General features: G+C 63.6%; 22 protein-coding genes. 15 read left to right on the forward strand and 7 right to left on the reverse strand.

Features of this window, described 5'->3' with window-relative positions; all coding sequences use genetic code 11:
• Nucleotide 1 precedes the first annotated feature (1 nt).
• Entirely contained in the window at nucleotides 2–1,075 is a 1,074-nt protein-coding gene (gene ribA / locus KUL25_RS17215; protein WP_257894042.1) for a GTP cyclohydrolase II, read from the reverse strand.
• Between the two features lie 148 nt (nucleotides 1,076–1,223).
• Between ribA and KUL25_RS17220 the strand changes: the two genes are divergently transcribed.
• A complete protein-coding gene (locus KUL25_RS17220) occupies nucleotides 1,224–1,910 on the forward strand; it encodes a response regulator transcription factor (RefSeq protein ID WP_257894043.1) in 687 nt (228 codons plus the stop codon).
• 338 nt (nucleotides 1,911–2,248) lie between these two features.
• On the opposite strand, the gene KUL25_RS17225 is transcribed toward KUL25_RS17220, so the two are convergent.
• Nucleotides 2,249–3,499, reverse strand: coding sequence for an MFS transporter (locus KUL25_RS17225; RefSeq protein WP_257894044.1), 1,251 nt, complete (start codon nucleotides 3,497–3,499; stop codon nucleotides 2,249–2,251).
• A 58-nt stretch (nucleotides 3,500–3,557) separates the two neighbouring features.
• On the opposite strand from KUL25_RS17225, the gene KUL25_RS17230 reads away from it, so the two are divergent.
• From KUL25_RS17230 to KUL25_RS17250, 5 genes are all read left to right on the forward strand, one after another.
• Nucleotides 3,558–4,520 carry an alpha/beta fold hydrolase gene (locus KUL25_RS17230; protein WP_257894045.1) on the forward strand — a complete coding sequence of 321 codons (963 nt, stop codon included), beginning with the start codon at nucleotides 3,558–3,560 and terminating at the stop codon, nucleotides 4,518–4,520.
• A 158-nt stretch (nucleotides 4,521–4,678) separates the two neighbouring features.
• Nucleotides 4,679–5,467, forward strand: coding sequence for an exodeoxyribonuclease III (locus KUL25_RS17235; RefSeq protein ID WP_257894046.1), 789 nt, complete (start codon nucleotides 4,679–4,681; stop codon nucleotides 5,465–5,467).
• A gap of 126 nt (nucleotides 5,468–5,593) precedes the next feature.
• Nucleotides 5,594–6,502 (forward strand): thioredoxin, encoded by a 909-nt coding sequence (trxA, locus tag KUL25_RS17240; protein ID WP_257894047.1) that lies wholly within the window; start codon nucleotides 5,594–5,596, stop codon nucleotides 6,500–6,502.
• Nucleotides 6,503–6,528: 26 nt separating this feature from the next.
• Nucleotides 6,529–7,173, forward strand: coding sequence for an LON peptidase substrate-binding domain-containing protein (locus tag KUL25_RS17245; protein WP_257894048.1), 645 nt, complete (start codon nucleotides 6,529–6,531; stop codon nucleotides 7,171–7,173).
• On the forward strand, nucleotides 7,170–7,397 hold the full coding sequence (locus tag KUL25_RS17250) for a Trm112 family protein (protein WP_427854451.1): 228 nt from the start codon (nucleotides 7,170–7,172) through the stop codon (nucleotides 7,395–7,397). Before KUL25_RS17245 ends, KUL25_RS17250 begins: the two co-directional genes overlap by 4 nt.
• On the opposite strand, the gene KUL25_RS17255 is transcribed toward KUL25_RS17250, so the two are convergent.
• The 3 genes from KUL25_RS17255 to KUL25_RS17265 form a co-directional block, all read right to left on the reverse strand.
• Nucleotides 7,394–7,804: a hypothetical protein gene (locus KUL25_RS17255; RefSeq protein ID WP_257894049.1), complete on the reverse strand. Its 411-nt coding sequence runs from the start codon at nucleotides 7,802–7,804 to the stop codon at nucleotides 7,394–7,396. The two genes, KUL25_RS17250 and KUL25_RS17255, sit on opposite strands and share 4 nt — an antisense overlap.
• Nucleotides 7,801–8,241: a hypothetical protein gene (locus KUL25_RS17260; protein ID WP_257894050.1), complete on the reverse strand. Its 441-nt coding sequence runs from the start codon at nucleotides 8,239–8,241 to the stop codon at nucleotides 7,801–7,803. Before KUL25_RS17260 ends, KUL25_RS17255 begins: the two co-directional genes overlap by 4 nt.
• A 126-nt stretch (nucleotides 8,242–8,367) precedes the next feature.
• Complete coding sequence (locus KUL25_RS17265; protein ID WP_257894051.1) at nucleotides 8,368–9,630, reverse strand: FAD-dependent monooxygenase; 1,263 nt, start codon at nucleotides 9,628–9,630, stop codon at nucleotides 8,368–8,370.
• A 62-nt stretch (nucleotides 9,631–9,692) separates the two neighbouring features.
• Between KUL25_RS17265 and KUL25_RS17270 the strand changes: the two genes are divergently transcribed.
• From KUL25_RS17270 to KUL25_RS17305, 8 genes are all read left to right on the forward strand, one after another.
• The gene (locus KUL25_RS17270; RefSeq protein WP_257894052.1) at nucleotides 9,693–11,015 is read left to right on the forward strand and encodes an amidase; all 1,323 of its coding nucleotides are present in this window, start codon (nucleotides 9,693–9,695) and stop codon (nucleotides 11,013–11,015) included.
• A 117-nt stretch (nucleotides 11,016–11,132) separates the two neighbouring features.
• Nucleotides 11,133–12,314: an aminotransferase class I/II-fold pyridoxal phosphate-dependent enzyme gene (locus tag KUL25_RS17275; protein WP_257894053.1), complete on the forward strand. Its 1,182-nt coding sequence runs from the start codon at nucleotides 11,133–11,135 to the stop codon at nucleotides 12,312–12,314.
• Nucleotides 12,315–12,326: 12 nt separating this feature from the next.
• Nucleotides 12,327–15,200 carry a DNA translocase FtsK gene (locus KUL25_RS17280; RefSeq protein WP_257894054.1) on the forward strand — a complete coding sequence of 958 codons (2,874 nt, stop codon included), beginning with the start codon at nucleotides 12,327–12,329 and terminating at the stop codon, nucleotides 15,198–15,200.
• A 229-nt stretch (nucleotides 15,201–15,429) separates the two neighbouring features.
• Complete coding sequence (locus KUL25_RS17285) at nucleotides 15,430–15,630, forward strand: hypothetical protein (RefSeq protein ID WP_257894055.1); 201 nt, start codon at nucleotides 15,430–15,432, stop codon at nucleotides 15,628–15,630.
• A gap of 192 nt (nucleotides 15,631–15,822) precedes the next feature.
• Entirely contained in the window at nucleotides 15,823–16,509 is a 687-nt protein-coding gene (locus KUL25_RS17290) for an alpha/beta fold hydrolase (protein WP_257894056.1), read from the forward strand.
• Nucleotides 16,510–16,610: 101 nt separating this feature from the next.
• Nucleotides 16,611–16,928 (forward strand): PAS domain-containing protein, encoded by a 318-nt coding sequence (locus KUL25_RS17295; protein WP_257894057.1) that lies wholly within the window; start codon nucleotides 16,611–16,613, stop codon nucleotides 16,926–16,928.
• Entirely contained in the window at nucleotides 16,925–17,728 is an 804-nt protein-coding gene (locus KUL25_RS17300) for a sensor histidine kinase (protein WP_257894058.1), read from the forward strand. The genes KUL25_RS17295 and KUL25_RS17300 overlap by 4 nt, the downstream gene beginning before the upstream one ends.
• A 109-nt stretch (nucleotides 17,729–17,837) precedes the next feature.
• Nucleotides 17,838–18,446, forward strand: coding sequence for a LolA family protein (locus tag KUL25_RS17305; protein WP_257894059.1), 609 nt, complete (start codon nucleotides 17,838–17,840; stop codon nucleotides 18,444–18,446).
• 15 nt (nucleotides 18,447–18,461) lie between these two features.
• Here the strand turns inward: KUL25_RS17305 and KUL25_RS17310 are convergent, their stop codons facing one another.
• Both KUL25_RS17310 and KUL25_RS17315 read right to left on the reverse strand, forming a co-directional pair.
• A complete protein-coding gene (locus tag KUL25_RS17310; RefSeq protein WP_257894060.1) occupies nucleotides 18,462–19,037 on the reverse strand; it encodes a transglycosylase SLT domain-containing protein in 576 nt (191 codons plus the stop codon).
• A 91-nt stretch (nucleotides 19,038–19,128) separates the two neighbouring features.
• Complete coding sequence (locus KUL25_RS17315) at nucleotides 19,129–20,016, reverse strand: AEC family transporter (RefSeq protein WP_257894890.1); 888 nt, start codon at nucleotides 20,014–20,016, stop codon at nucleotides 19,129–19,131.
• A gap of 88 nt (nucleotides 20,017–20,104) precedes the next feature.
• Between KUL25_RS17315 and hspQ the strand changes: the two genes are divergently transcribed.
• Nucleotides 20,105–20,431: a heat shock protein HspQ gene (hspQ, locus tag KUL25_RS17320; protein WP_257894061.1), complete on the forward strand. Its 327-nt coding sequence runs from the start codon at nucleotides 20,105–20,107 to the stop codon at nucleotides 20,429–20,431.
• Nucleotides 20,432–20,474 lie beyond the last annotated feature (43 nt).

The following is a 20,474-nucleotide window of genomic DNA, read 5'->3' on the forward strand; positions in this document are numbered from 1 at the left end:
CCTATAGCAGATGCCCCGATTTTTCACGTTTCACGTCAAGGTAGTCGGCATTGTGCCGATTTGCGTCGATAATCAGGGGCACGCGGTCGACCACGTCGATCCCCTCGGCGTCCATCATCGCGACCTTGCGGGGATTGTTGGTCATCAGTCGCACCGCGCCGAACCCCATGCGACGGAGCAGGTCGGCGCCGATGCGGAAATCGCGCTCATCATCCTCGAACCCAAGGCGGTGGTTGGCCTCCACCGTGTCGAAGCCCTGATCCTGCAGGGCATAGGCGCGCATCTTGTTGGCCAGACCGATCCCGCGCCCCTCCTGGTTAAGGTAAAGCAACACGCCTTCGCCCGCCTTGCCCATCTCGGACAGGGCGGTGTGAAGCTGCGGGCCGCAGTCGCATTTCAGTGACCCCAGCACATCGCCGGTGAAGCACGCCGAATGCAAACGCGCAAGCACGGGCTTGGCGCGGTCGGGACGGCCTATTTCGACGGCGTAATGCTCGATCTCGGCATTGTCGGGGCGGAAGATGTGCAATCGGCCCGCGCCAGCCAGCGCCATGGGAAGGCGGGCGGCGGCCACGGGGGAAAGGGGGGCAGACCCCGCCAGGTCCTGCGCGGCTTGCCTTGCGGGCAGCACCGTAAGCCCTTCGGGCCAGGTCGTCACCTTGACCCCAGCGATCGCGGGGAGAAGTTGCGCGGACTTCGCAAGGTCAAGGCCAATGCGATAGAGCGTGGCATCGCCGCCGCGCTCTTCCTTGAACGGGCCGCGCAGCGGGGCGCCCAGATCGCTGGCCGGGTCGGCCAGTTCAGCCAACCATCGCGCCCCGGCATCCGCAGGCATCGCGATCCGCGCGATGTCGCCATCGTAGACGCGGATCTTCAGGGTTTCGGCCCGCCATCCGGTGACGGCGGCAACCACGGGACCTAACGCGCGCAAGGCCTCCAGCCTGGCGTCGCCTGCCGTTTCACTGGCCATAACCACCAAGCCCATACCGTCTTGAACCAAGACCACAGGCAGGCCGACCCGCAGGTCACTGCGGGCGCGGGCCACGAGGTCGGAGATGGATGGCAAAAGGCTCATGCTTCTCACATAGCCCGCCCGCCGCCGGAACTGAAACATTTCCTCACGCCCTCACACAGGCCTGTGAGGCATGGTTACATCCATGGACAAACCCGGCACTGGCGCGTCATGTCGTCATAACGGAACGCAAACGACGGGAGCCCGCATCATGGCAAACCTCAAGAAAATCCTTCTGGTCGATGACGAAGACGACCTGCGCGAAGCGCTGTCCGAGCAGTTGGTCATGACCGAAGACTTCGATGTGTACGAGGCCGCCAATGGTGCCCAGGCGATGGAACGCGCCAAGGAAGGCATCTACGATCTGGTGATCCTCGACGTGGGCCTGCCTGACACCGACGGCCGCGAATTGTGCCGCCTGATGCGCAAACAAGGCGTGAAATGCCCTGTTCTGATGCTCACGGGGCACGACAGCGACGCCGACACGATCCTTGGCCTCGACGCTGGCGCCAATGATTACGTCACCAAGCCCTTCCGTTTCCCGGTGCTTCTGGCCCGCATCCGCGCACAACTGCGCCAGCATGAGCAGAGTGAAGACGCCGTGTTCCAACTGGGGCCGTATACCTTCAAGCCCGCCATGAAGATGCTGATCACCGAGGACGAGCGGAAGATCCGCCTGACCGAGAAAGAGACCAACATCCTCAAGTTCCTCTACCGCGCGCAAGATGGCGTGGTGGCCCGCGATGTGCTGCTTCACGAGGTTTGGGGCTACAATGCAGGTGTCACGACCCACACGCTGGAAACGCACATTTACCGCTTGCGCCAGAAAATCGAACCAGATCCGTCAAATGCCCGCCTCCTTGTGACCGAATCCGGAGGCTACAGATTGGTGGCCTAGGCGATGGAACCGAATCGATCAGTCCGGCGTTGACTGAAAATAATCCCCCGTGCCGGGGCGCCCAACCTCCCTCGGGCAACGGCACATCCTCCCTGTTGACTGGCCCGGACCTCGTGTCCGGGCTTTTTTTTGGCCAATCAGTCACAACTTGACGTGGATCAAGTTCACCGTCACCGGCGCGATGTAAGCCTATGCCTACAACCTCCCTGTTGTGACTTTGCCCGGCCCTCGTGCCGGGCGTTCTTTTTTCCGAATAGACCGCTTCATGGTTCGTGGCCGGGATCGGTTGGCACCATGCGGGCGGCATGCCACACGATCAGTGCAGGGACCGCTCGGCCCTATTTCGCCGCCGCCTTCGGAAGCCTCAGCCGTGCCAAACCATAAACAAACAATGCGACAAACAGGCCGGCGCACAGCAGGAAGACCAGCCGTAACGCGTCTTCTCGGCCCAAGGATGGCTCTGCCGCAGCCATGATCCAGCCGCCTGCCAACGCGCCAAGCGGCATCATGCCCCAGCCAAAGAAGCGATAGATGGCGTTCACCCGGCCAAGAAGCGCATCGGGGATGGCCCGCTGTCGGAATGAGACGGTGACGACATTCCACAGGACCGCCACGAAAGTCTCGAGGAACAACAGGCTTGCCGCGACCCAGACAGTGCTGGTGAAATAGAAGCCAAGGAACGGTAGCGGCATACAGGCCAACGCCACCCACAGACTGCGTGAAGACCCAAGGCGGGCGGCGATCCAGGGGCAAAGCAACCCGCCCGCCACGCCTCCGGCCGCGCCCGCCGTCAGCAACATGCCAAAGCCCACGGCCCCCAGTCCCAGCACTTCCTGCGCATAGAGTACCAGGACCGTGAACCCTGCCATGTGCGCGGCGTTAAGTCCGCCCAGGATGAGCGCCAGTTGCAAGATCACGCGATGTTTGCGAATCCATGTCCACCCCGCGCGCATCTCGGTCCAGAACCCCATGCGGTCCGCAAGAACGCCCCGCGCCGGAAAGGCGATGGCCCAGACAGCAAAGGCGGCCAGCGCAAAGCCCATGGCCTCGAACAGGAAAGGCGCAGGCACTGCGACGGCAATCAGGAACCCGGCCAGTGGCGGCCCGACGAACTGACCCATGACCTGCTCGACCGACCAGATCTGGCCGTTGGCCTCTTCCAGCCGCTCCTTGGGCACAACGCTGGGAAGGGCGGTTTGCGCGGCGTTGTCGCGGAAGACCTCGGCTGTGCCCATCAGGAAGGCCAGCGCCGCCAGTCCGCCGATCATCCACGCCACATGCCCTCCGTCGCGGGGACCGGCCATGATCAACGCCACCACCGCCATGGCCAATGCCATCCTCGCAAGGTCCGCACGGACCATCATGCGCTGGCGATCTGCGCGGTCGGTCCAGACACCCACGGGCAGCGACCACAAGAACCAGGGCAGCCGCGTGGCGAAGGCGACAGCTGCCAAAGCGCGCGGATCCGTGGTGATCAACGTGGCCATCCAGGGAAAGGCCAAGACGCCAATGCCATCGGACAGGTTCGAAAGGCCCGCGCCGGACATCAGAAGGCGGAAGTTGCGATTTTCGCGGATTAGTGCGGGCATGGGCGGCTCCTTCACGGGCAAGCTTGCATTGGATCGCGACAGCGGCACAATGGCTCCCATGGGCTTTGTCCTCAGAACACTTCTCGGTCTCTGCCTCCTTGTCGCTCTGTGCTTGGGCGGGTTTCGCCTTGCCGCTGACCTGCGTGAAGTCGAGGCGGCCGCCGACGCCGCCCCTCCGGACGGTCGGCTGGTGCCCACGGCGCTACAAGGCATCTTCGCGATCGAACGCGGGCCGGTGGACGGCCCTCCGGTCCTGCTGATCCATGGCTCTGTCGGTTGGTCCGGCAGTTGGCGCCACACATTGGACGTGTTGGCCGAACAGGGCTACCGCGCCGTCGCCATCGACCTGCCGCCGATGGGCTACTCGGACCGTGACCCCGTTGGCGACTATGGCCGCGCAGCGTCCGCCGCCCGTATCCTGGCGTTCACGCAGGCCGCGGGGATTACGCCCCACATCGTCGCCCACTCCTTCGGCGCAGGTGCGGCGGTGGAGGCGGTCATGCAAGACCCCACCGCGTTCGCGTCGCTTACCATCATCAACGGCGCCCTGCCGCTGGCCCCTGCGGCCACACAACTTCCCGCGCTCCTGCGCCCGGTCTGGCTGCGCGAGACCCTAATTTCTGCCACCGTCACCAACCCGTTGGCCTCTCGCCGCCTGCTGCAAGCCTTCCTCTACCGCAAGGAAGCCGCAACGGATGACGTGCTTGAGGTCCTGGCCCAACCCAGCACCCTCGACGGCGCGACCGAGGCGCTCGCCATCTGGCTACCTACCCTGCTGGTGCCGCCCACCGACCTGCCTTCCGCAGACAGTACCGCCTACGCCGCGCTCGATCTTCCGACCGCGATCATCTGGGGGGCCGAGGATACGACGACCCCGCTGTCCCAGGGCGAAAACCTGCACGCCCTTATCCCGAACAGTACGCTTGCCGTGCTGTCGGACGTGGGTCATATCCCGATGATCGAGGACCCCGCCGCCTTCGATGCCGCCCTGCTTGCAGCCCTGGCCGCTTTCACCCCCTGACGCAGCCGCGCGCGCCAAAGGTCAACGCACCGCCCTACCTATCTTTGTTCCCTGAAAATGCATCTTTTGGGGACCGCTTCGACGCAAGCGCTGCGGCAGCTCTGGACACCGCCCGCGACACCCCTATCCTGCCCCTCCCTGATAGCCGGAGCCTTCCCATGCCCTTCACCCTCGCCACCTGGAACATCAACTCTGTCCGCCTGCGGCAGACCCTCGTGGCGCAACTGATGACCGAGGAAGCGCCAGACGTTCTTTGCCTTCAGGAATGCAAAAGCCCGGTCGACAAGATGCCCTCGGACGTATTCGCCGCATTGGGCTACACCCACGTCGTGGCGCGCGGGCAGAAGGGCTATAACGGCGTCGCGATCTATTCGAAGATCCCGATGGTGGACGCAGGCTCGCACGAATTCGCGGGCCTCGATCACGCTCGCCACATCGCCGGGCGGCTGGAGAATGGCGTGACCATCCACAACTTCTACGTCCCCGCCGGCGGGGACGAGCCGAACCGCGAAAAGAACATCAAGTTCGGCCAGAAGCTCGACTATCTCACCGATATGCGGGACTGGGCCCATGCTGACAAACCCGCGAAATCCATCCTTGTGGGTGATCTGAACATCGCCCCGCGCGAGGATGACGTCTGGGACCACAAGAAACTGCTCAAGGTCGTTTCCCACACGCCGATCGAGGTCGACCACATGGCCGAGGTCCAGGACGCGGGCGCTTGGGTCGATGTCACCCGCGCCGACATCCCCGAAGGAAAATTGTTCAGCTGGTGGTCCTATCGCTCGCCCGATTGGGACAATGCCGACAAGGGCCGCCGCCTCGACCACATCTGGGCCACGCCGGATATTTCCAACGCGGCGCATTCCTCTCGCATCGCCCGCCACGTCCGCGGATGGGAGAAACCGTCCGATCATGCGCCAGTCTTTGCAACATTCGACCTCTAGGCGCGGGACGAAAAGTGGGACCCGGTTTTGGGGTCAACCCGCGCGACAATTAACCAATCGCCCCTTGGCGAACGCCCCTTCGCCACGCATATAGAGATCAACATCTGTAATTGACGGAGCCGCACGATGCTCGAACTTGGCCAATCCCCTGAAGCGACCCCCACCGATCTGATCAAGGACGTCACCGACGCCACCTTCATGGCCGACGTGGTGGAGGCCAGCCAACAGGTCCCCGTGATCGTCGATTTCTGGGCCCCCTGGTGCGGCCCCTGCAAGGTCCTTGGGCCGCAGTTGGAAGAGGCCGTGATCGCCGCCAAGGGCAAGGTGCGGATGGTGAAGATCAACGTCGACGAAAACCAACAGATTGCCGCGCAGCTTCGCGTGCAGTCGATCCCTACGGTCTATGCCTTTCATGAAGGCCAGCCCGTTGATGGCTTCCAGGGCGCGGTCCCGGAAAGCCAGATCAAGGAATTCGTGTCCAAGCTTGCCGCGATGTCGAAGGAAGACGGCGGCCTTGGTGAAGCGCTTGAGGCGGCCGAGGAGATGCTGACCGAGGGCGCGCATGATGACGCCGCCCAGACCTTCGCGGCGATCCTTGGCGAAGAGCCCGAGAATGTGGTTGCTACCGCAGGCCTTGCGCGCGCGCATCTTGCCATGGGGCAGGTCGATGAGGCCGAGCAATTGCTGTCCACCGCGCCGGACAAGATCTTCAACGCGCCCGAACTGGAAGCCGTCCGCGCACAGATCGCGCTGGCCCGCCAGGCCGAGACGGCAGGCCCTTTGGCCGAGCTGCAAGCCGCCGTCGACGCCAACCCGGACGACCAAGCCGCGCGGTTTGATCTGGCCCAGGCGCTCCATGCCGCCGGTGAGGTCGAGCAAGCCGTGGACCATTTGCTGGAACTGTTCCGTCGTGATCGCAACTGGAATGATGAGGCCGCCAAGACCCAGCTTTTCACCATTTTCGACGCGCTGCCGCCGCAGGATCCCATTGCCCTGAACGGTCGGCGTAGACTCAGCTCGATGATATTTGCCTGAGGCAAGGATCAGCCTACTTCATGCCCATGATGAAACACTCTGACCTTCCGGGAACGATCCCGATCTTCCCGCTGCCCGGGGCGCTGCTGCTGCCCCGCGCACGCTTGCCGCTGCATATCTTCGAACCGCGCTATCTCCAGATGATCGAGGATACGATGAAGACGTCCCATCGTCTCATCGGGATGGTGCAACCCTTTGAAGCGCCCGGCTCGGGCGAGCAGAAGTTGCACCACATCGGTTGTGCCGGGCGTCTGACCCAGTTCTCGGAAACCGAGGATGGGCGCTACATGGTCACGCTGGCGGGCATGTCCCGGTTCCGGATCAGCGGAGAGGTTTCGGGCTTCGCGCCCTACCGCCGCTGTGATGTGTCGTGGGAGGGGTTCAACGCGGACCTCGGCCCGACCGAGACGGACAAGGCCTTTGACCGCGACAGGTTCCTCGACCTTCTGAACCGCTATTTCGAGGCGCAGGACCTGTCCACCGATTGGGACAGCCTGAAAGATGCCGAGGATGAGTTGCTGATCAACTCCCTGTCAATGCTTTGCCCTTTCGATCCCGAGGAAAAGCAGGCCCTTTTGGAGGCTCCGTCGCTTTCCACCCGGCGCGAGACGCTGGTGACTTTGCTTGAATTCGCGCTGGCCGCAGGCTCGGACGAAGAGCGGATGCAATGAGCACGATACCGCCCGAGCAAGACCCAGGATCGGGGGAGGAGCAGGGCGCAAAGACCCCCATCGACCGCCGCATGCTTGAAGCGCTGGTCTGCCCCATGACGCAGGCCCCCCTGACCTACGACAAGGCCAAGCAAGAGCTGATTTCCAAAGCCGCCCACCTCGCCTATCCGATCCGGGGCGGCATTCCGATCATGTTGGAAGAAGAAGCCCGCAAGCTGGACTAACGTGGCGCGCGGTGCATCACTCCGCCCACGATGATCAGGATCAAGCCGATGACGGCGCCTGCGCCTGACATGGTCCATCCAAGCGCCATGACCTCGTCGAATTCCTCAAGCCAGATCGGAGTTGGGTTCTCGTTTGCGAATGCCGAAAACAGGAAGTCATTCGTGGCGGCCTGAATTGTGGCCAGGGGGGCGGCAACGGCCGTCGCTCCCAATGCGATCACCCCGCGCGCTATCGCGAAGCGGTTGCTGGCGGCGAACCAGATGAACACCCCCGCCGTTGCCGCAAGGGCAACGCCGCTGGCGATGGCGCGGGTCGGTGTGGTGAGGGTGGTTATCACGATCCAGCACAGGGCCAGGATGAGCCCGCAAAAAACGATCAGGATCAGCGGCCCATTGGGCGCTTTCATGGTGCGAGATCAGGCGTCGGCACCGTGCGGCGGTGCATCAATCCGCCGATCAGCACCAGCACCAGCCCCACGATGATGCCGAAGATCAACCCGGCACCGGCCATGATTGAAGACAGGAACAGCGCGCTTGCCTCTTCGTCGGTCAGCCCTTCGCCACTTTGCAACGCGGCGACGGAGGTTTCGGCCACTTGCTCTCCGAACCCGACCATGCCTGCGACGGGGACGATGATGAACACGGCGCCAAGGCTCAGAAACCCCCGCGCAAAGGCATGGCGGCCGCAGCTGGCGAACCAGATGAACGTGCAGCTTAGCCCCGCCACGATAACGCCAGCCAAAAGGCCCCCGGACGCGCCGCTCAGGCCGACGGTGAACAGGAACCCGAACATCCAAGCAAGCGTTCCGAACAGGATCATCGAGATCAGTTTTGGTCCAGTCATCTTGCCGCTCCGGTTTTTGGGGTCGCACCAATCTACCCGGGTCGCAAAGAAAACCAAGGTGAGGAATTCCTTAAGGTGCCAGATGGAACGTGTTCCGCACCGGGCGCACTCGTGCCCAAGACTGGGCTACAGCCCGCGGCCCCGCATCAGACGCGGCAGATCACCGGTCAGGCCAGCGGCCTCGCGGATGAACTTCCGGCGCAGGCCGGGCACGGCGCCGATTGCCCCCATACCGATATCGCGGACCGCACGAATTGCTGGATTGTCGTTCGAGAACAGCCTGTTGACGCTGTCGGTCGCAACGGCCAGCCCGGCCGTGTCGAACCGCCGCCACTGCTGATAGCGGCCCAGCACATCGCGCCGGGCAAAGTCCTCTCCGCGCCGTTTGGCATCGGCGAGGGTTTCGGCCAGCGCGCTGACATCGCGCAGCCCAAGGTTCAGACCCTGGCCCGCAATCGGGTGAACGCCGTGGGCCGCATCGCCCACAAGGGCCAGCTTCTCGGCCACGAATGACTGCGCAAGCGAAAGGGTCAGGGGGTAGCTATATCGCTGACCCGAAAGGGAAATGTCGCCCAGAAAGTCTCCGAACGCGGGGCGCAGCGCCTCTAGGAACTCGGTGTCACTGGCAGCTGCCAAGGCACTGGCCCGAGGCTCCTTTTCCGACCAGACGATGGACGATCTGTTGCCCGGTAACGGCAAGATCGCCAGCGGTCCCCCCGGCATGAAAAACTGATGTGCGATGCCGTTGTGGGGCAATTCGTGCGTGACGGCGCAAACCAGGGCTGTCTGCCCATAGTCCCACCCCATTCGCTTGATGCCCGCGCGCTCCGCCACGCCGGATTTCTTGCCGTCAGCGCCGACCAGCAGGCGGCCGCGCAGGACCTCTCCGCCCTCCAGCGTCACAGAGGCCACTCCATTGATCTCCTGAGAAATCACCCGCGCACCCGCACGATGGGTGACGCGCGGATTGGCCGCCATCGCGGCCATCAGGGCACGGCGCAGAAAGCGGTCTTCCAACATGTGCCCCATCGGGCCTTCCTCGATCTCTGCATGATCGAAATGCAAGAAAAACGGCGCCGCGCCTTCGCCCGCGCGCCCGTCCGAGGCCTTGATCTCCAGCATGGGTTGCGCATGCTCGGCGACCTCGTCCCAGATCCCCAAGGCCTCCAGCATCCGAACCGAGGCCAAGGCCAGCGCATAGGCGCGGCCGTCAAAGTCCACATCTTCGCGGGTCGCCTCGGGCAAGGCGTCCAGAACCACGCTGGACAGGCCCGCCTGCGCACAGGCCAACGCAAGACAGGGACCGTTTAACCCCCCGCCAACAATAAGAATATCTGCATCACACTTTTTCATGGGCTGAACTATGGCGCGCGCTTGGGGATTGTCCATGTGGCGCGTCGTCGTTAGCGTTTTTTCAGATAGACTGGGTCGGGCAAACAGGGGACGACAAGATGGATTGGCGAGGCAAAAGTGCAAGTGAGCTTGGACGCGCGATTGGCGCAGGCGACGTGGACCCGGTCGCCCTGACCGAGGGCTATCTGGACGCTGTCGCGGCCAGCGACTACGGCCCTCGTATCTATGCCCGCATGACCCGGGATCGCGCACTGGCTGAGGCCATCGCCGCCCACGACCGCGCCAAGCAAGGCGTTCGGCGCGGGTTGCTGGACGGCGTGCCGATCAGTTGGAAGGACCTCTATGATACCGCCGGGGTGAAGACCGAGGCAGGATCGATGCTGCTGGAGGGCCGCGTGCCGACGCAAGACGCGGTGGTTCTGGCCAATGCCACCCGCGCGGGCCTTGTCTGTCTGGGCAAGACACACATGACGGAACTGGCGTTCTCTGGACTGGGCGTGAACCCGTCTACAGCCACGCCGCCCAACGCAAATGACCCTGAACTTGCCCCCGGCGGATCGTCCTCTGGCGCGGCGACGTCCGTGGCTTACGGGATGGCTGCGGCGGGCATCGGGTCAGATACCGGGGGGTCCATCCGCTTGCCCTCGGCGTGGAACGACCTTGTGGGCTTCAAGCCCACACACGGTGCCTTGTCGTTGCAAGGCGTCGTGCCGCTGGCCGAGAGCTTCGACACCGTCGGCCCGCTGTGCCGCACGGTAGAAGACTGCGCCGAACTCTTTGCCGTCATGGGCAACACCAAGGCCCCCGACCTGCGCGAAACCAGCCTTCAGGGCAGCCGCTTCGCCATCCTCGACCCCTACGCCAGTGACGTACGTGACGGCCCCGGTTCCGCGTTCCAATCGGCGGTGGAACGGCTTGCCAATGCCGGTGCGCGGGTCGAGACGATCAACCTGCCCGCCGTTGATGAGGCGATGCGAACAACGCTGTCGCTCTATACGGCCGAGGCTTACGGAACGTGGGGCAAGGTGATCGAGGCCGCGCCGGACAAGATGTTCCACCGCATCCGCGACCGGTTCCGCCAAGGCGCGGATGTGCTTGCCGCCGATTTCGTGGCCCTCTGGCAGCGCCTGCGAGTGCTGCGGCAGGACTACTACAAGGCGACCGCAGGCTATGATGCGATCCTGATTCCGTCCGCGGCGAACCTGCCACCGAACGTGGCGCGGCTGGACTCTGATGATGATTATTTCGTGACCGAAAATCTGCTGACCCTGCGCAATACCCGTGTCGGCAACCTGATGGGTGTCTGCGCCGTCACCCTGCCCACCGGCGTGCCGTCGACGGGGATCATGTTGATGTGCCCGCCCGGCGATGACGCAAGGTTGCTGCGTCTGGCCAAGGCGGCAGAGGCGAGTTTGGCCTAACAGACACACCCGTTGGCACACCCCTCTGGAATTGCGGCTCTTTTTCTGGACCAGCGCCCTGTCGTTCGCTATCATCATTGCTAACGGGGCGCAAATGACCCTGAAAATGAGGCAGTAATGGTTTTTCCGGAGCGGTTTTCGAACCTCCCAGAATATGCGTTTCCGCGTTTGCGGACGTTGTTGGACGGGCTGTCGCCCGGCGGCGACCCTATCGCCATGACCATCGGAGAGCCCCGCCACGCCTTCCCCCCGTGGATTGCAGAGGTTTTGGCCCAGAACCTTCACGGCTTCGGCAAATATCCCGAAAACGACGGCAGTCTCGCCCTGCGCAGTGCGCAGGCCGCGTGGCTTGGGCGGCGTTACAACGCCGATGTTGATCCGGCGACGCAGATCCTTGCGCTGAATGGCACCCGTGAAGGCCTCTACAACGCCTGCATGGCGCTCTGCCCCGAGCGTAAGAACGGCCAACAGCCCGTCGTTCTGACGCCCAATCCCTTCTATCAGGTCTACGCCGTGGCCGCGCTTTCAGTCGGCGCCGAGCCCATTTACCTGCCCGCGACCGAGGCCACGGGCGACTTGCCTGATTTCCATGGCCTGGACCCGGATATCCTGGAGCGTACGGCGATTGCCTACATCTGTTCGCCCGCGAACCCGCAGGGCGCTGTGGCGTCCGAGGCCTATTGGGAAGCGCTGATCACCCTTGCCGAACAGTATGATTTCAAGATTTTCGCCGATGAGTGCTATTCCGAGATCTACCGCGACACGCCCCCGCCCGGTGCCTTGCAAGTGGCCCAAAAGATGGGCGTCGACCCAGAGCGGGTGATGGTGTTCCACTCGCTCTCCAAACGGTCCAACCTTCCCGGTCTGCGCAGTGGCTTCTGCGCCTCTGGTCCGCAGAATATCGCGCGGATGAAACAGCTTCGCGCCTATGCCGGCGCGCCCCTGCCCATGCCCCTGCAAGCCGTGGCCGAGGCCGTGTGGACCGACGAAGATCACGTGATCGACAACCGCAACCTCTACCGCGTGAAATACAAGATCGCCGATGACATCCTTGGTGATGTGCAGGGCTACAAAGGCCCCGAAGCCGGGTTCTTCCTGTGGTTGCCGGTGCAAGATGCAGAACAGGCCACGGTCAAGCTGTGGCAAGAGACGGGCGTGAAAGTGCTGCCCGGATCATACCTTGCGCGCGAAGTGGACGGGGTGACCCCCGGCCACGACAAGATCCGCGTCGCGATGGTTGCTGAAAAAGAAGAAATGCGTCGGGGGCTGAAACTGCTCCGCAAGACGCTGTATGATTGAGGAGGCGAAATAATGGCCTATCAGACCCGCCAGCGAGAGCCGCTGTTGGACGGACATATGCATGCAATCCTGGCCAAGCGTGGCCGAGAGATGTGCGGTATGGCTCTTGTGGGTCTGGGCGTGGCATTGGCCGCGATGCTCTGGAGTTACGTGCCCGAGGATCCCAACTGGATGGCTGCGACCGATGCCGCGCCGGAAAACCTGTTGGGCCGTGGCGGCGCCTCGATTGCTGCCGTGATGATGATGATCATGGGGTTTGCCGCGTGGGTCTTGCCCCTCGCCAGTATTGCGTGGGGCGTGCGGTTTATCCTGCATAGTGGGCAAGAACGCGCCTTGGGCCGGGTGTTGTTCCTGCCCATCGCGATCGCCTTGGCGTCGATCTATGCCGCCAGCCATGTGCCGCCTGCGGGATGGTCGCATTCCTTCGGGGCCGGTGGCCTGTTCGGTGACACGATCCTTGGGGCCGTGTTGAGCGCGCTGCCGATGGCGCCGCAGGTCGGCATCAAGATTGCGGCGTTCCTGGCCTTTGTGTTGACCGCCGTGATGGTGCTGTTCGTGCTAGGCGTGACCCAGCGGGAATTGGGCCTGACGCTTCGGTTCCTTCTGGTTGGCATGATCGCCACGGGCTCTGCCGTGATGACCACGATGCAAAGCCTGGCGCGCGGGGCCGGGGCCACGGCTGCGGCGTTGCAGGACCGCAGGCTTGCGCGTCGGCAGGCGCTTGCGGCGCAAGCCGCGACCCTAGCTGTCGATCCCTCCTTTTCCACCACCGCAGAGCCCCGCGTGCGACGCGCCGCGGCCCCCGAAGACGCCCCGATGGACCCCTTTGCCCCCGCGCCCGCCGCCGTCGCCCCCGCGCAGCAGGGCCTGTTTTCCCGGATGCCCGGCCTGCGCCGGGACGCCGAGCCGCCCTTGGAAGCACCTCTGCCCGAGGCGGACCCGATGTTGGTGGAAGACCTGCACGAACAGCCGGTGGGCCAGGACCGTGTGCGGTCCCGGATCTCGGACGCGATCCGTGCGCGCCGTCACCCGGCAGAGGTCACGCCGACAGGAAACACCATTGCCGACATCGCCGCGCGCGCCCGCGTGACGCCCGGAACGCCGTCGCGCGTGCCAGGCCTGAACCGGATCGAACCGCCCCTGACCGCGCCGCCCGTGCAAGCCCCCCCAGAGGCACCGATGGCAGAAGTCGAACCCGTTGAATTGCATCGCCCCGAGCCGGAGCCCACTTCGGCCCCAGTTGCAGCCCCAGCCCTCCAGCCGAGGGTTGAACGCACCGTCGTGCAGCAGCCAAACCGCAAGCCCCACGCGCAATCGCGGCAGGCAAAGGCCGACAGCCAGCCCTCGCTGCCCCTGTCCGAGCCGGAACCCTATGAATTCCCGCCCCTGACCCTGCTGACCAACCCCACGACGATCGAGCGTCACCACCTGTCCGATGAGGCGTTGGAAGCCAATGCCCGGATGCTGGAAAACGTGCTGGATGACTACGGCGTGAAGGGTGAAATCGTCTCGGTCCGTCCCGGCCCCGTTGTCACGATGTACGAGCTGGAGCCTGCGCCCGGCCTGAAAGCCTCCCGCGTGATCGGTCTGGCCGACGATATCGCGCGGTCCATGTCCGCTCTGTCCGCCCGTGTGTCCACCGTGCCTGGGCGCACGGTCATCGGGATCGAACTGCCCAACCAGAACCGCGAGATGGTGGTCCTGCGCGAGATGTTGAGCCACCGCGATTTCGGCGACGGGTCGCACAAGCTGCCCTTGGCCCTTGGCAAGGACATCGGCGGTGATCCCATCATCGCGAACCTCGCCAAGATGCCTCACCTGCTGATCGCGGGGACGACCGGTTCGGGTAAGTCCGTGGCGATCAACACGATGATCCTGTCTCTTCTCTACAAGTTAAAGCCGGAAGACTGCCGGATGATCATGATCGATCCGAAGATGCTGGAACTTTCCGTCTATGACGGCATCCCGCACCTTTTGTCGCCCGTCGTGACGGACCCGAAGAAGGCGGTTGTGGCGCTGAAATGGACCGTCGGCGAGATGGAAGAGCGGTATCGCAAGATGTCCAAGATGGGCGTGCGCAATATCGACGGCTACAATTCCCGCGTGAAAGATGCGCTGGACAAGGGCGAGATGTTCTCGCGCACGTTCCAGACCGGCTTCGATGACGAGACCGGTGATCCCGTGTTCGAGACCGAAGAGTACATGCCCGAGAAGATGCCCTACATCGTCGTCATCGTCGACGAGATGGCCGACCTGATGATGGTCGCGGGCAAGGAGATCGAGGCTTGCATCCAGCGGCTGGCGCAGATGGCACGGGCTTCGGGTATCCACATCATCATGGCCACGCAGCGGCCGTCGGTGGACGTGATCACCGGCACGATCAAGGCGAACTTCCCGACGCGGATCTCTTTCCACGTGACGTCCAAGGTCGACTCGCGGACCATTCTTGGAGAGATGGGGGCCGAACAACTGCTGGGCATGGGCGACATGCTTTACATGGCGGGTGGGGCGAAGATCACCCGCGTGCATGGGCCGTTCTGTTCCGATGAAGAGGTCGAGGAAATCGTCCGCCACCTGAAAAGCTTCGGGCCGCCGGATTACGCTTCCAGCGTGCTGGAAGGGCCAGATGATGACCGGGAAAGCGATATCGACGCGGTGCTGGGCCTGAATACGGGCGGCAATACGGGCGGTGAGGATGCGCTTTATGATCAGGCTGTGGCGATCGTGGTGAAGGACCGGAAATGCTCCACCTCCTACATCCAGCGGAAGCTGGGGATCGGGTATAACAAGGCCGCGCGTTTGGTGGAGCAGATGGAGGAAAACAGCCTCGTATCCTCGGCCAACCACGTCGGCAAGCGCGAGATTTTGGTGCCCGAGCAGGACTAGCTGTGCAGGGCTGCTCAAGCTTGAGCAAACCACTAACCATCTGAAATAAAACGAATTTTGAAATAAATTTACCTTTTGTCAACCCGCTCAAGGCGGGCAGTGCTGCCTTGCGGGCCTGCCCATAGCGATCCTGCCTTGGGCGATCCTGCATCCCGGTACCGCATCCATATGGGTAGTTTCCCCCAGTGTTTCGCGGCACGCCACGCGGTCCCTTGGCCCTTACCGCATCGTGCTGCCCCGCCTGGGCTGTGGCGCGCATTTCAGCGGGCGGGACGGGGATGGCACGTTCAGCCTGATCCGCACCGGCGGCGGCAACATCGGCATCCGCAACGGCAACACCTGCCCGCAGGCGGGTGGCGGCAACACCGGTGGCGGCGGTGGCGAGATCTGTTACGAGGCTGACAAAGGGCGGATCTGCTACCGACCGTAAGCAGGCCCTACGGATCACATTGAGCGAAAAAGCAGGCGCGCAGGTGCCTGCCTTTTTCCGGTTTCACCGGCCCCCCCCGCACTGACGATGCGAGGCTGCTCACCGGTATGCTGTACACGATTCGGCGGGAATCTGACCCGCCCTGTCAGGCGCGATACTTGCCCGCTTTAGCGGTGTTCCACGAGAGCCTGAATGAGTGCAGTCCTACGCCACAACGTGACAACCAAGGGGGCGGGCGCACGGCCGATGCTGTTTGCCCATGGGTTTGGCTGTGACCAATCCATGTGGCGCCACGTCGCCCCGCATTTCGAGGACACCCACAAGGTTATCGCCTTTGACCATGTGGGCGCGGGCGGATCGGACGCCAGCACCTATGACCCCGACAAATACGCGACGCTGAACGGGTATGCTGCCGATATCGTGGAGATCGGGGAAGAACTGGGCGTGCGCGACGGCATTCTTGTGGGGCACTCGGTGAGTGCCATGATCGGCGCCCTGGCCCATGTGGCGCGACCCGAGATGTCCACCACCCTTGTGATGGTCGGCCCCTCGCCACGCTATATCGACGACACGGATTACCAGGGGGGCTTCAGCGCCGAGGATATCGAGGATCTTCTGGCCTCGCTGGAGGAGAACCCGCTGGCATGGTCGGCCTCCATGGCGCCGGCGATTGTGGGCAACCCCGACAGGCCGCAGCATGGGCAGGAGCTGGCCGAAAGCATTTGCAGGCTGGACCCGAATATTGCGCAGGGCTTTGCGCGGACAACGTTTATGTCGGATAACCGCGACGATCTGCCGAAGATCACGGCGAAGACGCTGATCCTGCAATGGCGCGATGACATCATCGCCGCAGAGCAAGTAGGAGATTACGTGCACTAGAAGATCGGCAACAGCACCTTGGTGAAGCTGGAGGCGACCGGCCATTGCCCCAACCTGACCGCGCCGGGTGAAGTGATCGTCGCCATCCGGGACTTCATCAAGTGACGACCGCCGATGCGACGGCACAGGCGGCACGCGCCCCCTGTGGTTTGCTGACGGTTGACCACAAGGGCACCATCGTGCCCGTGAACGACAGGTTCGCGCAATGGCTGGGCATCAGCGCGCCAGAGGTGGTGGGAACGCCGCTGGCGCAGCATTTCACCAAGGCCAGCCGGATCGTGTTCGAGACCAGTATCGTGCCGCTTCTGACGCTGAAGGGGCAGGTGGAGGGGGCGAGCCTTGATCTTGTCACGCGCGATGGTGTCAAGGTCCCGGTCTTGCTGAGCGCCGAGAGGGGGGGGCGGAGGCCGCGCAGGTGACGCGGTTCGCGTTCCTTTATGCCGATGCCCGGCGCGCCTTCGAGCGAGAGCTTGCCAAGGCGCGGGCCGAGGCGGAAACGCGGTTGTCGATCTCGGAACGGGAGGGCGTTTTGCGGGAGCAGTTCATTGCCGTCCTGGGCCATGATCTGCGCAATCCGCTGACCTCGATCTCGGTGGCGATGCGGATGTTGTCGAAGGAGCCGCTGAGCGAGAAGGGGCAAGAGGTCCTGACGCTGACGCAGGGCAGCGTGCAGCGTATGTCGCTGCTGATCACGAATGTGCTGGATTTCGCCCGGCATCGGTTGGGCGGCGGGATTGGCCTGAAGATGACGGAAGGGCAGGTGCTGGAGGCCGAGATCCGGCAGGTGGTGGCCGAATTGCACACGGCCCATCCCGAGCGGGAGATCAAGCTGGAGGTGACAGGCGTCGATGCGGTGACATGCGACGTGCCACGGGTGGGGCAGTTGTTGTCCAACCTGCTGGGCAATGCGCTGACCTATGGCGACCCGACGCTGCCCATTGCGGTGGATGTCGGCCTGTCGCAGGTGGGTGTCTTTACGCTGAGCGTTGAAAACCACGGCCCGCCGATCCCGGAGCAGGCGCTGGAGCGGTTGTTCGAGCCGTTTGTCAGAAGCACCGACGACGGCAATCCGATGGGGTTGGGGCTGGGTCTGTATATCGCGGCACAAATCGCCAAGGCCCATGGTGGCACGTTGGACGTGGTGTCTGACGAGGATGGAACGCGGTTCACCTGTCAGATCCCGCAAGAGGCGGGGCAGGCCGCAGGGCCGACCGCTTGATCCGGCCCGCTCACCGCGTGTTGATCGGCGGTGACGCGCCGGGGTTATCGCATAGCGGGGGCTTCCTACCTATATTGAGGGCAAGTCTTTCGAATCGGAGCATTATTTCATGTCGATCACCCGCCGGACCCTGTTGGGCAGCGCCACGGCTGCTGCCTTGACCCCATCCGCGGCCTTCGCCAACGCGATCCCGCTGGGGGATTTGTCGGCCTACCTCAACGCCATGCTAACGGCGGAAAGCCCGTTCACGCAGATCAACTCGGACGGGACGGTGTCCACGGGCACGGTTTACATTCACCGCCCCGGACGGGTGCGGTTCGATTATGACGGCGATGATCTGCTGGTGATGGCGGGGGGCAGCCAGGTGGCGATTTTCGATGGCCGCGCGTCCGGCCCGCCCGAGCAATATCCGCTGGATGAGACGCCCCTGCGCATCATCTTGCAGCGCAACGTGAACCTGGGTCAGTCAGGAATGGTCAGCGAGCATTCATTTGACGGCACCTCCACCCGGGTGGTGGCGCGCGATCCGCAGCGGCCCAACATCGGGTCGATCACGCTGGTCTTCACGCCCAACCCGATCGAGCTGCGCCAGTGGATCATCACCGATGAGGGGGGCGCGCAAACGACCGTCATTCTGGGTGCTTTGGAGCAGGGCGGCCGGATCCCGGCGCGGTATTTCTCCATCCCGCAAGAGATCACCGCCCGCAACGGGAACTGAGCGCGACGTATTCGGTCAGCAGCGTTCCAGTTGCTGGCGATAGCGCTCGGCCCGGGCTTCCACCCGCTGCGCGACCTCGATCAGCCACGGCTTCGCGTTGTAGCTGCCGCGGGCATAGCCCGAGTGGCCTTCGTGATAGGCAAGGTATTGGCGCCGCGCATCGGTAAGGGGGATATTGTTCCGCTCGACCGTCAGGTTCATGTACCAGCCCATGAAATCGGTCGCGTCGCGGATATCGGTGCGGTCGGCGCCCCGGTTGCCGGTGTCTGCAACGTATTCGTCCCATGTGCCGTCCAGCGCCTGCGAATAGCCGATGGCCGAGCTTTGCCGCCCCATGGGGATCACGCCGAGGGCATAGCGGAAGGGCGGGCGGATATCGCCGTCGAAGCGGCTTTCCTGGTGGATCACGGCCATTTGCACATGGACGGGGACGTTCCAGTTCCGCTCGGCCCGGCGCATGGCGCGCAGGTAGTTGGGCCGCTCGCGCCCGAGCGCGCAGGCGTTATCGAGGTTGCGCGGTGATTCGAATTCCCGCGATCCACACGCCGCGAGAGAGGCCACAAGGCCTATCAATAGGGTTCGTCTGTACATTGGCTTGCTCTGCCTCTGGGTTGCGCCTGTTTGCGACGCGTTGGAATGAAGTATAGAGCAAAAGCGGCGTCAGGAAAACGGGTGGTTTGCCTCACCCCGGCAGAAGAAACGAAAGCGTGATCGGAAGGGCAACAATCGCCAGAAGGGTGGAGGTCACGACAAGGCTGGCGCTGGCGTCCGGGTCCGTCTGGTAGCGTTCGGCCATGAGATAGGACGTGACGCCGACGGGCGTAGCCATTTGCAGGATCAGCACCGCGAAAGGCACGCCGGTCAGGCCAGTGGCCAGGCCCACACCGACGCCTGCCGCAAGTCCAATGGTCAGCTTGATCGCCGACAGGCCGAAGGCGGGCAGCACACGGGCGGGCTTCAGGCGGGCAACGGCGGCGCCGAGCGTCAGCAGCATCAGGGGGATGCCCATCTGCCCGATCAGCCCAAGCGAATTCATCACGACGGTCGGCGGATGCCACCCCATGACCAGCGCCGCGACACCACCGAGGGAGGCCCAGAGGATCGGCTCTCGTACCACGCGGGCGGGATTCTGGATGCCTGCGACCATCCAAAGGCCCACCGTGAACATGATGATCGCCATGATGGCGAAGACGACGACGGCCAGGCCCAGGCCATTTTCGCCAAAGGCAAACAGCGCCAGCGGCAGGCCGAGGTTGCCGGTGTTCCCGAACGTCAGCGGCGCCAGGTAGGCGCGGGCGTCCAGGCGAAACAGGCGCACGATGACCCATGCGCCCAAGGTGATCAGCACGTAACACAGGACGGCCGCGAGGCTGAGCGAGGCCAGGGCCTGCGCCTCGATCTGGGTGCCGACCAGCGCGGTGAAGATCAGGCAGGGCACCGCGAGGGTCATGGCAAGGCGGGTCACGAACTGGGTCGGATACTCGTATCCCGCGCGCACCCAGACGAACCCCGCCGCCCCCAAAACGAAGACGGGCGCGGTGATTTCCAACACTATCAGGGCAAGGTTCACAGACTGTTTCCCCATAGAATCGCGCCACGGGATGGACAAACCCCGCAACGGTTCGGTAACAAGCTTTCTTAAGTTCCGGGGGCAAGCCATGCTTGAGACGCAAGCCAAATACAACATCGGTCAGATCGTTAAGCACCGGAAACATCCGTTTCGCGGTGTCGTGTTTGATATCGATGCGAAGTTCTCGAATTCCGAGGCATGGTACGAGGCGATCCCAGAAGAGGCGCGTCCGGTGAAGGACCAGCCGTTCTACCACCTGTTGGCGGAGAACGATCAGACCTACTACGTGGCCTATGTGTCCGAGCAGAACCTTGTGCCCGACGACACCGGAGAGCCCGTCAGCCACCCGGATCTGCCCGACCTGTTCGGGGAATACCGCGATGGGCATTATCCGTTGGAATATCAGCTGAATTGACGCGGCGGGCCTGCGGTGACGCTTGTGCTGGCGGGGAGGCAGT

It is taken from the genome of Gymnodinialimonas phycosphaerae (assembly GCF_019195455.1).
GTDB lineage: Bacteria > Pseudomonadota > Alphaproteobacteria > Rhodobacterales > Rhodobacteraceae > Gymnodinialimonas > Gymnodinialimonas phycosphaerae.